Source organism: Thiothrix litoralis (assembly GCF_017901135.1).
Taxonomy (GTDB): Bacteria; Pseudomonadota; Gammaproteobacteria; order Thiotrichales; family Thiotrichaceae; genus Thiothrix; species Thiothrix litoralis.
Genome location: NZ_CP072801.1, coordinates 2290229 through 2302742, shown reverse-complemented (window position 1 = coordinate 2302742; position 12514 = coordinate 2290229). Strand labels below are relative to the sequence as shown.

The window sequence follows — 12514 nt, the reverse complement described above, 5'->3', positions numbered from 1 at the left end:
ACCATGCCACAACACTCACGTCCTCAAGGCTTCGCCCGTGCTGATCGGGTGGGCGAACAAATCCGCCGCGATTTGGCCATTCTGATCCGTGACCGGGTGAAAGACCCACGGGTTGGCATGATCACGTTGCTGGATGTGGAAGTCTCCAAAGATTTCGCCCACGCCAAAATTTGGTTCGACGCATTGCAAGCCGAGCAAGGTCTGGAAGCGCAGGAAGCGTTAAACCATGCTGCTGGTTTCTTGCGCCGTGAACTGGGGCATTTGCTGAAACTGCGTATGACCCCGGCCTTGCACTTCTTCTACGATGAAACCCAGTCGCGTGGGAATGCATTGTCTGCGCTGATTGCGAAAGCAGTCGCCTCTGACCGTCATGCCGATGAAGAAGATGATGCTGACGCCAGCAAAGGTGCGGCTGAATCTTGAGTCGCCGCCGCTTCCGCAAACTCAACGGTATTTTGCTGCTGGATAAAGGCTTAGGCGCATCCAGCAACAAAGTCTTGCAGGATGCACGCTTCCTGTTTCAGGCCGAAAAAGCCGGGCATACCGGCAGTCTTGATCCCCTCGCGTCTGGCATGTTACCCGTCTGTTTTGGTGAAGCCACCAAGGTTTCAGCCTTTTTGCTCGATTCCGATAAGCGTTATATCACCACGGCGACACTGGGGTATGTGAGTACTACAGGCGATGCAGAAGGTGAAAGAGTCAATCCACGCCCTATCCCTGATGTTTCTGAGGCTGATCTGGAAGCCGTATTGGCACAATTCCGGGGCGACATTAGCCAGATTCCACCGATGTATTCCGCGCTGAAAAAAGACGGACAGCCGCTGTACAAGTTGGCACGTCAAGGTCTGGAAGTGGAACGTCCTGCTCGTGACATTACCATCCACTCCCTGCAAGTGTTGGCTCGTACCGACGACACCCTTACGCTGGATGTGGTGTGCAGCAAAGGCACGTATATCCGCACGCTGGTGGAAGACATTGGCGAAAAGCTCGGCTGTGGCGCGTATGTTTCCATGCTACGGCGCGAGTCGGTTGAGCCATTCAGCACATTCCGCATGTACACGCTGGAAGAGCTGCGGGCATTGGCGGAACAAGGTTTCGATGCTTTGGATAAAGTATTGCTGCCATTGGATGTTGCCTTACCACACCTGCCCGCTATCACCGTAGAAGATGCTGTCATCACTCGTTTGCGCCAAGGCCAAAAAGTGCGTACCGATGATACGGATGCTGAATTGCTGCGTTTGTACAGTGAATTCGGCGAATTCATCGGACTAGGCGAATGCATCCGGGGCGTTATCATTCCCCGGCGCTTGCTGGCGTATGAATCTCTTACAACCCCATGTGCAGATACTTGATTTCCAAGTATTCCTCAATCCCGTATTTCGAGCCTTCACGCCCCAATCCTGAGCTTTTTTGACCGCCAAATGGGGCAACTTCAGTGGAAATAATACCGCTGTTAATCCCAACCATGCCGTATTCCAGCGCTTCCGATACGCGCCATACCCGTCCAATATCCCGCGCATACAAATAAGCAGCCAAGCCATATTCAGTGTCATTCGCCATCTGGATAGCTTCTTCTTCGGTGTCAAAGCGGAATAATGGCGCAACTGGGCCAAAGATTTCCTCTTTTGCCACACGCATGTTAGGCAAGACACCCGTCAATACTGTTGGAGTGTAAAACGTGCCACCCAGCGCATGGCGTCCGCCGCCACCGACGATTTTGGCACCACCTTGTACGGCATCGGCGACCAAAGCTTCCACCTTGCAGAGTGCGGCTTCATCAATCAATGGCCCTTGGTTAACATCGCTTTCCGTGCCATGCCCCACTTTCAGCTTGGCGACGGCTTGCGCAAGCTTTGCGGCAAAGGCGTCATACACCTTGGTTTGCACCAGAAAGCGGTTGGTGCAGACGCAGGTTTGTCCGGCATTGCGGTATTTCGAGGCCACTGCACCGGCAACCGCTGCATCCAGATCGGCATCATCAAACACGATGAAGGGTGCGTTGCCACCGAGTTCCAGTGAAAGCTTTTTCAGGGTCGGGGCGCATTGTTGCATCAATAAACGGCCTACCGCCGTCGAGCCGGTGAAGCTGAGTTTGCGCACCTTGTCATTGCTGGTTAATTCGCCACCGATGACGTGCGGATCGCCTGTTACTACGCTGAAAATGCCTGCGGGTACGCCTGCCTGTTCAGCCAGTACTGCCAGCGCCAGCGCCGATAAGGGGGTTTGTTCTGCTGGTTTGACGACCATTGCACAGCCTGCGGCGAGTGCCGGGGCGGCTTTGCGGGTGATCATGGCAGCGGGAAAATTCCACGGGGTAATCGCGGCGCATACCCCGACAGGTTCCTTGATCACCACGATGCGGCTGTTGGGGAAGGGTGAGGGAATCACGTCGCCGTAAGTGCGTTTGCCCTCTTCGGCAAACCATTGGATGAAGGCGGCGGCGTAGGCAATTTCACCGCGTGATTCTGCCAGTGGTTTGCCCTGTTCTGCGGTCATGATCTGTGCGAGGTCTTCCTGATGTTCCAGCATGAGGTGATGCCAAGTGTGCAAGACGTTGGCACGGTCGGCGGCGGTGCGTTTGCGCCATTCACGTTGGGCGAGGGTTGCACCATCAATCGCGGCACGGGTTTGCGCAGCACTACAACGGGGAACGCTGGTGATGGTTTCAGCCGTTGCTGGGTTGGTAACGTTTAAAGTATCGCCATCATCAGCGGCTACCCATGCGCCATTGATGTAGCACTGTGAACGCAGCAGGTCGGGATTTTTCAAAGGTATCATGTTGCATTGCCTCGGCGAGTATTGGTGTGGATGTTGACAGCCATTTTACACAGGGGGAAGCCACTGCATCCCCAGAATGCGCCGTATTTGCTGGTGCGTTGCACCATCGCCTTGCCGCAGAGTGGGCAGATTTTGCTTTCCGGTGGGATGTCAGTGCTTTGAGCGGTGCTAGGCTGCGCTGGTTTGGGGCGAAATTCCGTTGCCAGTGCTTCAGGGGTAGTGCCACCTGCCCCGGCTTTGGCGCGTTCCAGCACTTTCAGCAGCCAAGTTTGTTGTTTTTCCATGAATTGTTCCAACAGCATTTCGCCATTGGCGACGGCTTCGAGCGCCTGTTCCCATGCAGCCGTCAGTGCCGGATCTTTGACGGCGTTAGGTAACATGCTGATCAAGGCATTGCCTTTGGCGGTGACGCGTAGGCATTTCTTTTTGCCTTCGCGCTCCAGCAGTTTGCGGGTCAACAGGGTTTCGATGATGGCGGCGCGGGTGGCTTCGGTGCCAATGCCAGCATTTTCCTTGAGAATGGCTTTGAGCTTGGGGTTTTCGACCTGCTTGGCAATGCCCTTCATGGCCTGAATCAGCGTGCCTTCGGTGTAAGGGGCGGGTGGTTTGGTTTGGCGTTGCAGGGTTTCGGTGTCCTGCACCAGCACATTGTCGCCTACCGTGAGTTTGGGTAAGGCTTGCGCGGTTTCATCGGTTTTAGCGTCTTTGTCAGATTTGACGAGGGTGTCATCGCCCGGTTCCTGATAGGCAATTTTCCAGCCTGCTACCCGATCCACCCGACCGGAGGCGCGGAATTTGTAGCCTTGGCAGTCGAGTTCAATCACGGTTTGATCGTATTCGTAAGCAGGGAAAAACTGTGCCAGATAACGCTTGCGGATCAGGTCATAGATGAAAAACTCGCTTTCCGACAAGCGCTCGATACTGCCTTTGGCAGCGGTGGGAATAATGCCGTGGTGGGCAGTAATTTTGCTGTCATCCCACGCTTTGCTTTTGCGGCTGGGGTCGGCTTGCGTGACCAGCGGGGATAAGTTGCGGTCGGTTTGCACCAATGCCTGAAACACGGCCGCCGCATCGGCGTGTTGGGAACGCGGCAGGTAGCCGCAGTCAGTACGTGGGTAGGTGGTGAGTTTATAGGTTTCATACAGGGCTTGTGCCACATCCAGCACTTGTTTGGCGCTCATGCCCCAGCGCCGCGAGGCTTCCACCTGTAAACCGGAAAGGTCGTAGGGCAACGGGGCATTCTGGCGCTTGCGTTCGGTATCGCACCGCAGCACACTGGCTTGCTCGTTTTTGCAGCGAATGGCTACTTGTTGGGCGAGTGCCCTGTCGATGCAACGGCCTTCCGGGTCAATGCCTTCCTTGCCTTTGGGGGGAACCCAGTTGGCTTTGAAGGTTTGTGGCGCATCATGGGGCAGGCAAATGGCGCTGACATCCCAGTAATCCACCGGCTCGAAATGTTTGATGTGGGCATCGCGGTCAGCGACCAGTCGCAGGGTAGGGGTTTGCACTCTGCCAACGCTTAATGCGCCACTTTTTGCGCCGAGTTGCCCGCTGTATTGGGCAGCGAGTGTGTAGGCGCGGCTGAGGTTCATGCCTACCAGCCAGTCGGCACGGCTACGCGCTAGCCCGGCTTGATAGAGTTTCTCGGTGTCTGCGCCCGGTTTGAGTTGCCCTAGGGCTTTGCGGATGCTGGCGTCGTCGAGGGCTGATAGCCACAGGCGTGATATTTGTCCGTGGTAGCGGCAGTGTTCCATAACTTCGCGGGCAATCATTTCGCCTTCACGGTCAGCATCGGTGGCGATGATGACGTGCTGCGCCTTGGCTAACAGTGCTTTGATCACCTTGAATTGTTTGGCGCCGGACTTTTTGACTTCCAGCTTCCATTGTTCGGGCAGGATAGGCAGGGAGGCAAAATTCCAGCGTTTGTATTGCTCGCCATAGGCTTCGGGTTCGGCCTGTTCCAGCAAATGCCCAAAGCACCACGTCACAGTGATACCTTGACCTTGTAAGAAACCGTCACCCCGTCCATTCGCACCCAACACACGGGCAATATCCCGCGCTTGGCTGGGTTTTTCACACAAGTAAAGCATGATGGTCATTATTCAGATTAGTCATCGCTAGCATCATAGGCACTTCTACGCCAAGCGGCAAACCTTGTTATTACATAGCTCTTTTATTTTGGGGGCGTGCCTGTTATTCTTAAGGTGTGTCGTGCTGGAACAGTTGCGTCTGTTAAATCTGAGTTCGTCCCAGAATCATTATCGGGTTAACAGCCTTTTATAATAACAAATGCTGAATTCGGCTATTATCTCCGTTCAATAATCTTTTCATGATTTTTTTGAGCATATCAATTGAGGGAATGAATGAACAAAAAACCTTCTTCAGGAAGTTTTGATATTATCCTGGATATGGAGCATGTTGGTTATCGGGATAATCTGTGCCTATCTTTTGGCGCAGGTCTATTCAGAAAACTTGGTTGGGTTTCGGGTAGCTGGCTGGCTTTTGATACCAGTGAAACCGGGCAGATCGCCTTTCATCAAGTTGAAGAACCTTCTGAAACCACTTTCAATGTCAGGAAACTCAAACTACAGGGTGGCTTTTATAAAGTCTGTTTTTATTCACCCTTATACCGTTTTCCTAAAGGCGCAGAATTATCCAAAGAAAAAGCCTTGTTTAATGCCAATAGCTGGACATTGACTTTGGATATTCCCGAAGAATACCGGGTTTCACCAGAAGAGGAACTTCCACAGGTTCGAGCGCAGGTTTCCCGTGAGTTGAGTGTTGATGATATTGCGGCTGCTTTTAGTAAGATGTAAGCGTCGGTAAAATAACCAGATGTTGCAAGTCTAATTCAATACAAACACTTGCACCAATCGGATGGGCTTGGTGGCTGGGTGTTAATGCCAATAGCTGACTACCATCGCTGAGTGCCAGCCCATATAAATATTCTGCACCCCGAAATCCTCGCGATACGACGGTTGCTGGGTGTGGTGAATCGGCCACCAGTCGCAGGTCATCCGGGCGAATTAACACACTGACCGGGCATTCTGGCTGGCAACTTTCAGGTACATCGCCGTGTACATTGCCCAGTGCTGTCGCGACGGTGTTGTGGTTTAAGACGATACCGGGTAGCAAGACCCCTTGCCCGATAAACCCCGCCACAAAGGCATTCGCGGGTTTGTGATACAGGTTGTAACCCGTATCCCACTGCTGCAAACGCCCCTGTTGCAACACGCCAATCTCGTCTGCCATTGCAAAGGCTTCGTGCTGGTCGTGCGTAACCAGAATCGCGGTCATGCCTTCGCGCTTGAGGATGTCGCGCACTTCCCGCGCCAACATTTCGCGCAATTCCACATCCTGACTGCCGAAAGGCTCGTCCAGCAATAATAAGCGTGGGCGTGGCGCGAGCGCCCGTGCCAGTGCAATGCGCTGTTGCTGTCCGCCAGAAAGCTCATGCGGGTAACGTTTTGCATAGCCCGGTAGATTGACCAGTTCCAGCAATTCCGCCACCCGCCGCGCCTTATCCTGGCTGGACTGTTTGCGAATGCCGAAGGTAATGTTGTCGGCAATATTCAGGTGCGGAAACAGTGCGTAATCCTGAAACACCATGCCGATAGTACGCTTTTCCGGGGGCAAGTGCGTGTTGTGGTCACTGATAAGCTGTCCATTCAGCGTGATACTGCCTTGTGTGACGGACTCGAAACCGGCAATCGCCCGTAACAGCGTCGTTTTGCCGCAGCCACTCGGCCCTAGCAAGCAGCCGATTTGCCCGTCTTCCACCGTCAGGCTCACCGCGTGTACGACGGCGTTGTTGCCGTAACGGATGTGGATGTTTTGTAGGGTCAGTTTGCTCATCAATGTTCCCCCGCCCGCGATTTACCAATCGAGCGACTCAATAAAATTACCGGAATAATCCCCGCCACCACGATCATCAGTGAGGGCAGACCCGCATCCGCCAGCCGTTCATCTGAAGCCAATTCATACGCCCGCACTGCCAAGGTATTGAAGTTGAAGGGGCGTAAAATCAGCGTAGCAGGCAGCTCCTTCAACACATCCACAAACACCAGCAGAATAGCGGTCAGTAGCGTGCCTTTCATCAGCGGTAAATGCAGGCGGTGCAGCACACCAAACGCACTCAAACCCAGCGAACGCCCGGCATTATCCAGCGTCGGTTTAATCTTCCCCAACCCGGCTTCCACCGTTTGCAAGGACACCGCCAGAAAACGCACGTTGTAAGCAAACAGCACGGTAAACAGCGTGCCACTCAGCACCAGCCCGATAGTGCTGCCTCGCCATTGCTGGCTGATAGTGTTGAGTTGCGTATCCATCCACGCAAACGGGATCAGTACCCCAATCGCAATTACCGTGCCGGGAATCGCATAACCCATCGCCGCTATCCGCGCTGTCAGGTTGACCAGCGGATCGTTGCTCAAGCGCTTGCCGTAGCCCAGAATCAGCGCCAAGAGCAAGGCAAACAGTGCCGCCAAACTTGCCAGCATAATGCTGTTCCACACCAGCTTGATGAAATCAGCATCCAAGCCGTTGGTAGCGGTGGTGACACTCCAGTACAGCAATTGCCCGACGGGAATCACGAAACCGAGCAGCAAGGGCAGGGCGCAGACCAGTACCGCCGCGACCGCATAACTTCCCCGTAAAGGATAGCGCGGCAACCGCGAATACTTGCTGGACGTATGATGGTAACGTGCCTTGTGCCGTGACCAGCGTTCCAACAGGATCAGCACGAACACAAACCCCATCAGCAAGGCCGCGAGTTGTGACGCAGCCGCATGATCACCCAACCCAAACCACGTGCGGAAAATACCCGTGGTAAACGTCGTTACCCCGAAATATTGCACCGTGCCAAAATCCGCCAACGTTTCCATCAACGCCAGCGACAAGCCGGTAATAATGGCAGGCCGCGCCAACGGCAAAGCCACGCGAAAGAAACTTTGCCACTGGTTTGACCCCAGTGTACGGCTCACTTCCAGCACGCAAATCGACTGTTCCAGAAAGGCTGCCCTTGCCAGCAAATACACATACGGGAACAGCACCAAGGAGAGCATGGTGATGGCACCACCCAGCGAACGCACATTCGGGAAGTAATAATCGCCATAGCCCCAGCCGGTCAGCTCACGCAACAGGCTTTGCACGGGGCCGGAAAAATCCAGCATCCCGGTATAGGTGTAGGCAATAATGTAAGCAGGCATAGCCAGCGGCAACAGCAATGCCCATTCAAAAAAGCGTTGCCCCGGAAACTGGCACATGCTGTTTAGCCATGCCGCCGGAAGCCCCAGCAGCAATACGCCAAAACCCACGCCTAGCACCAGCCACAAGGTATTCAACAAGTAATCGCTGAGCACCGTTTCACGCAAATGTTGCCAAACCTCGGGTGCAGGCACGAACACATAGCCGAACACCGCAAGGATAGGCAAGGCGGTCAGCAGTGCCATGCTCAACAGCACAGCACGCCACAGCAGGGGTTTTATTTCCACCCAGCTTTATCCATGATTTTGACGGCTTCGGCATTGTGTTTGCCAAGTTCCGACAAGTTCAGGCTATCCGCTTTGAACTCACCCCAGCCTTGCAGCATGTCGCCACTAGCGACGCCCGCTTTCACCGGGTACTCATGGTTAGCTTCGGCGTACCATTGCTGCGATTCGTCGTTCACCAGAAATTCCATCAGTTTGACGGCGTTATCCTTGTTTTTAGCGGTTTTGGTGACAGTCGCACCGCTGATATTGATGTGCGTGCCACGGTCGGCCTGATTAGGCCAGAAAATCGCGACTTTTTCGGCAGCGGCTTTGTCTTCCGCATTTTCACCTGCCAGCATTTGCCCGTAGTAGTAGGTGTTGGAAATGGCAATGTCGCACTGTCCGGCAGCCGCCGCTTTGATCTGATCGCGGTCGCCACCTTCGGGGGGGCGGGCAAAGTTTTTCACCAAGCCATTAGCCCATGCCTGTGCTTTTTCTGTGCCATTGACTGCCATCATCGACCCCAGCATCGACTGGTTGTAAATGTTGTCGGAAGAGCGGATACAAATACGGCTTTTCCATTTTGGGTCAGTCAAATCTTCGTAGGTGGAAAGTTCTTCCGGTTTCACCTTGCCCTTCACATAGAAGATCGGGCGGGCGCGGGAAGTCAGGCCAAACCATTGGTTATTTGCGTCACGCAGATTAGCGGGAATGGCCTTTGTCAGTACCTCAGATTCAACGGGCTGGGTTAGCCCCATTTCTACCGCGCGGTAGAGGCGGCCTGCATCAGCCGTCATCAGCAGGTCAGCCGGGGTATTGTCGCCTTCGAGCCGGAGGCGTTCCAGCAACGCATCATCCTTGCCGGTGACGAGGTTAACGGCAATGCCGGTTTGCGCGGTAAATTTGTCGAACAGCGGTTTGATCAATTGCTCCTTACGAGCGGAATAGACGTTCACTTCGCCATCTGCCAGTGCTGGCGTTGTCAGGCTGGCGATGACCAGCCCCAATAGCTGTTTTTTCATACGGTTCGCTCCTTAAAATTCGTAAGCCATTTGCAGGGTGACGACATCTTCTTTCGCGCCGTCGTAACCTTCGTTATTCATGTATTCTGCCGCGAAACTGGCTTTCTCAAAGACAGGCATCCGGTAGGCAATGCCCGTGGCGGTTTCGGGCAGTTCCAGCGCTTCGGCTTCCTTGGTTTGTTGGTAGGCCAATGCGATGGTGCGGTCGTTACCAATGTCCAGCCCCACTTCCAGATTGGTAGCGGAAGGTTTGGCGGTGCTGTCGTCTTCGAGGGTGATTTCATCTACCGCAATGTGTTCGGCAATCACATTGGCCTTACCGATCTTGGCACCGGCATGGAGGCCAACTCCCGTCGCAGCCTTGTCATTCACGTCAGAAATGTAGCTAACCCCCGCGCTGAAATGTTCAGTGGCATAGTCGAGGTTTGCGCCGTAATCGTCGATCTTGTCACCGCCATCTTCATCATCCTTGAAGACGTAGGCGGAACCGGCGAGATTGCCTGCACTCATGCCCAGTTGCAGCGCTTCTTCCTGTGTTTCAGCCAGTTCCAGCGTTAGCGGGTCGGAAACCATGTTGCTGTCGAATTTGCCGAAAGGCACGTACATGCGCCCGACGGTGACATCCAGCCCTTCACGCGGTTTGAAGGTGAGGGTGGCTTCATCCACGCTGATGTTGTCGCTGTTTTCACCTTGTCCGTACAGGAACAGTAAATGCCCGTCGAGCTTGTCATTCAGCTTGTTGTCGATGCCCAGCTCCACGGTTGGCACGGTAATATCACTGGTATCACCGTCGTCATTGCTGACAAAACCCGCTTCAACTTCAACTGCACCGCTCAAGGTGGTTTCGGCGAAAACAGGTGCTGCTAGGCTTGCGCCAATCAGAATGCTGAGTAGGGTAGGTTTCATGCGGGAACTCCAAAAGTTGTCAATTTTTTAAGTAGCATTGGCTTGTCTATACTCATGACAGCACCACATGGTTATCCCACAACGTGTCGGGATAATGGTGCAGCAGACTGGCTGATGCGGGTTGATAGGTTGAGGCAAAAGTGTGGATGCCACCCGTGGCATCGGATACTAAAAATTGTTGCTGATCAGCAAGAAAACTAACCCCACTGGGTTCTGGCAAGGGGTGTGCGTGCAGAAAACGCCGTTCGCGGGTGCTCCAGAAACTGGTGTGGTTGCCGCGTGGTGACGATACCGCGAGGATTTGTTGGCGTGGGTCATAGGCCAAATCCGCCATGTAGCCGTTGAACAGGGCAACGTCAGCGGGACTAATATCGAGTAATTGCAGATCGCCGCCTTTGTCTTGCCAAGCTACCAATGAGGCAGGTTGCTGGCGATATAAATCACCTTCGTACTGTAACGCCACACCGACATTGCCATCCGCCGTTGCGATCAGGTGGCGAATGCTTAAATGATGGTCGGGTAAACGGTATTCGTCGATTTTCTTGCCGCTGGCTGCGTCGATATACACCAGTGAAGGTTGCATGGTGTCGAGGTTGAGCTTGCGTCGCCCGAAATCCGGGTGCTGTTCGATACCACCGTTGGCAATGACGAGCGTTTTGCCATCAGGCATGAGTTGCACATCGTGAGGGTCAAGCCCGCAAGTGTCGTATTCGCCCAGATGCTGGAAGGTTTTGCTGTCACGGATGCCGAGGACCCCACGTTTTTCATCGTAAGCATTCTCGCTGGTAAACAGCACATCACCCGCCGCAGACAGACAACCGTGCCCGTTGAAATGCCGTCCTGCTGTTGCGGGGATACCGCTGATTTCCTTTTGCCAGTCCACGACGGCACATTCCAACGCCGGTCGCCGCCCGAATAGCAGTACTCGCCCATGTGTCAATGGCAAGACCGCATGACCACGCATGGGGACAGCACGGGATTGCATTTGCCCGTTTGCCAGATCCAACCGGGTCAGGAAATGCCCCCCCGCCGGGTTGTCACTGGCGGAATACAAGGTGGTAGCGGGCATCGTCAATACGCCCTTTCGGGATTCGGTGGCGTTGGCTTGTTGCATCAGGGTATTAACACCCAAGGCGCTACCGAAAGTGCCAGCCGTGGCGAGTAACAGGAAGGCGCGGCGATTCATGGCTTAATCTCCATCGTTATCATTGAAGCCGAGTTGTACCCCCAGTGTTTTGGCGAGCTGGCGTTTGATGCCCATCAGGATGTCATTACCGCTGTAGTAGTAAGCATCCAGTGCTTGGCCTTTACCTGCCTTAATCAGCTCAAACGGGTCAGTGGTGGGTACGGGTAGTTTCAGGTAGCTTTCCAGACGTTGTTGCATGGCATCGGCGACAAACTTTTCGACTTTACGGTCGTTGTGGTCACGCAGCCATTGGAAGATGCCGCCGTCTTGCAGGATGCGTTGCATTCCTTCCACGTTGGCACGGATGATTTTTATCGAATAGCCGCTGCGCCACGCTTCCAATTGGTAGGCGTTGGAGGTGTTCAGCACTTCCTGTTTGCCTTCGGTATTGAGGTCAATGCCTTTGCCCAAGGGATTGCCAATCCGGTTTTTGGTGAACTTCTCGGCGGATTGGAACAGCTTGCCAACCAGCAAATCCACTGCTTGGCGGGAACTGGTGAAGGTGGCATTGCCTTTGTCCGCCGTGCGGAAAGCGCTGGCGTAACCTTGGGTATCTTTCAACCAAGCATCCGCAATCGTGCTGATATGGGTGTGCAGCAATGCGCTGGCAGCTTGCACATAAGCACAGCGGCGTTTACCTGCTTCACCTTGAAAGGCTGCGAGTTGTTCGGTATCAGGTTTTTCGCGGTCGAACAGCAGGAATTCCAGTGTGCCCAAACCTTGCCCACCGACCCCGGCTTTGTCCACCGTCTCAGGGGTTAAGGGCAGCGTGTCGGTCAGCAGGCGGCTGATGATCATCTTTTTAGGTGGGTTGAAGTTGATGTTGAAATCTATCTGCTCTTCGATGGCAGGGCCAAACATCAGCGCGTCGGTACGTTGCCATGCGAGCAAGGTTTCGCCCCAAGCGGTGCGTACTGCGGCGAAACTGTCCGCGTTGGGTTCAGCACAAAAGGCGTTGCTGCGCTGTTCCAACGTGTTGGCGGTGTCTTCCAGTTCACGGTATAGCGGGATAATGGCATTATCGACCACTTGCGCCAGCAGTTTGTCAGCATCAGGAAGGGGCGTGGCAGGGGCAACGGCTGGCGTTTCTGCGTGTAAAGTCAGCGGCAACAGCAGCAGGCAGAAGAAAAGGGTTTTAAACATTGATCTTC

11 protein-coding genes are annotated in these 12514 nt (G+C 54.2%); 3 read left to right on the top strand and 8 right to left on the bottom strand.

Annotated features, from left to right (window positions below; all coding sequences use genetic code 11):
- The first annotated feature begins 3 nt into the window (after nt 1-3).
- Both rbfA and truB read left to right on the top strand, forming a co-directional pair.
- Nucleotides 4-423, top strand: a complete 420-nt coding sequence (gene rbfA, locus J9253_RS11115; RefSeq protein ID WP_028490395.1) for a 30S ribosome-binding factor RbfA — start codon at nt 4-6, stop codon at nt 421-423.
- A complete protein-coding gene (truB, locus tag J9253_RS11110) occupies nt 420-1352 on the top strand; it encodes a tRNA pseudouridine(55) synthase TruB (protein ID WP_038141931.1) in 933 nt (310 codons plus the stop codon). Before rbfA ends, truB begins: the two co-directional genes overlap by 4 nt.
- On the opposite strand, the gene J9253_RS11105 is transcribed toward truB, so the two are convergent.
- Entirely contained in the window at nt 1327-2775 is a 1449-nt protein-coding gene (locus J9253_RS11105; protein ID WP_210224604.1) for a succinate-semialdehyde dehydrogenase, read from the bottom strand. The genes truB and J9253_RS11105 overlap by 26 nt on opposite strands.
- Complete coding sequence (locus J9253_RS11100; protein ID WP_228291358.1) at nt 2775-4877, bottom strand: DNA topoisomerase III; 2103 nt, start codon at nt 4875-4877, stop codon at nt 2775-2777. Before J9253_RS11100 ends, J9253_RS11105 begins: the two co-directional genes overlap by 1 nt.
- Before the next feature lie 264 nt (nt 4878-5141).
- On the opposite strand from J9253_RS11100, the gene J9253_RS11095 reads away from it, so the two are divergent.
- Complete coding sequence (locus J9253_RS11095) at nt 5142-5594, top strand: hypothetical protein (RefSeq protein WP_210221068.1); 453 nt, start codon at nt 5142-5144, stop codon at nt 5592-5594.
- Here J9253_RS11095 and J9253_RS11090 read toward each other — a convergent pair.
- From J9253_RS11090 to J9253_RS11065, 6 genes are read right to left on the bottom strand one after another with little or no spacing between them, the layout of a single operon-like run.
- Complete coding sequence (locus tag J9253_RS11090) at nt 5581-6633, bottom strand: ABC transporter ATP-binding protein (RefSeq protein ID WP_210221067.1); 1053 nt, start codon at nt 6631-6633, stop codon at nt 5581-5583. The genes J9253_RS11095 and J9253_RS11090 overlap by 14 nt on opposite strands.
- Complete coding sequence (locus tag J9253_RS11085; protein ID WP_210224602.1) at nt 6633-8228, bottom strand: ABC transporter permease; 1596 nt, start codon at nt 8226-8228, stop codon at nt 6633-6635. Before J9253_RS11085 ends, J9253_RS11090 begins: the two co-directional genes overlap by 1 nt.
- 32 nt (nt 8229-8260) lie before the next feature.
- The gene (locus J9253_RS11080; RefSeq protein WP_210221066.1) at nt 8261-9271 is read right to left on the bottom strand and encodes a Fe(3+) ABC transporter substrate-binding protein; all 1011 of its coding nucleotides are present in this window, start codon (nt 9269-9271) and stop codon (nt 8261-8263) included.
- 12 nt (nt 9272-9283) lie between these two features.
- The gene (locus J9253_RS11075) at nt 9284-10177 is read right to left on the bottom strand and encodes an LbtU family siderophore porin (RefSeq protein WP_210221065.1); all 894 of its coding nucleotides are present in this window, start codon (nt 10175-10177) and stop codon (nt 9284-9286) included.
- A 52-nt stretch (nt 10178-10229) separates the two neighbouring features.
- On the bottom strand, nt 10230-11363 hold the full coding sequence (locus J9253_RS11070; protein ID WP_210221064.1) for a DUF1513 domain-containing protein: 1134 nt from the start codon (nt 11361-11363) through the stop codon (nt 10230-10232).
- Nucleotides 11364-11366: 3 nt separating this feature from the next.
- A complete protein-coding gene (locus J9253_RS11065) occupies nt 11367-12506 on the bottom strand; it encodes an imelysin family protein (protein WP_210221063.1) in 1140 nt (379 codons plus the stop codon).
- Nucleotides 12507-12514: the final 8 nt, after the last annotated feature.

Bases quoted from the DNA above. Each gene is read 5' to 3' on its own strand.
- rbfA (WP_028490395.1), top strand. From the start codon at position 4: ATGCCACAACACTCACGTCCTCAAGGCTTCGCCCGTGCTGATCGGGTG.
- J9253_RS11100 (WP_228291358.1), bottom strand. From the start codon at position 4,877: ATGACCATCATGCTTTACTTGTGTGAAAAACCCAGCCAAGCGCGGGAT.
- J9253_RS11095 (WP_210221068.1), top strand. From the start codon at position 5,142: ATGAACAAAAAACCTTCTTCAGGAAGTTTTGATATTATCCTGGATATG.
- J9253_RS11090 (WP_210221067.1), bottom strand. From the start codon at position 6,633: ATGAGCAAACTGACCCTACAAAACATCCACATCCGTTACGGCAACAAC.
- J9253_RS11085 (WP_210224602.1), bottom strand. From the start codon at position 8,228: ATGGCACTGCTGACCGCCTTGCCTATCCTTGCGGTGTTCGGCTATGTG.
- J9253_RS11080 (WP_210221066.1), bottom strand. From the start codon at position 9,271: ATGAAAAAACAGCTATTGGGGCTGGTCATCGCCAGCCTGACAACGCCA.
- J9253_RS11075 (WP_210221065.1), bottom strand. From the start codon at position 10,177: ATGAAACCTACCCTACTCAGCATTCTGATTGGCGCAAGCCTAGCAGCA.
- J9253_RS11070 (WP_210221064.1), bottom strand. From the start codon at position 11,363: ATGAATCGCCGCGCCTTCCTGTTACTCGCCACGGCTGGCACTTTCGGT.
- J9253_RS11065 (WP_210221063.1), bottom strand. From the start codon at position 12,506: ATGTTTAAAACCCTTTTCTTCTGCCTGCTGCTGTTGCCGCTGACTTTA.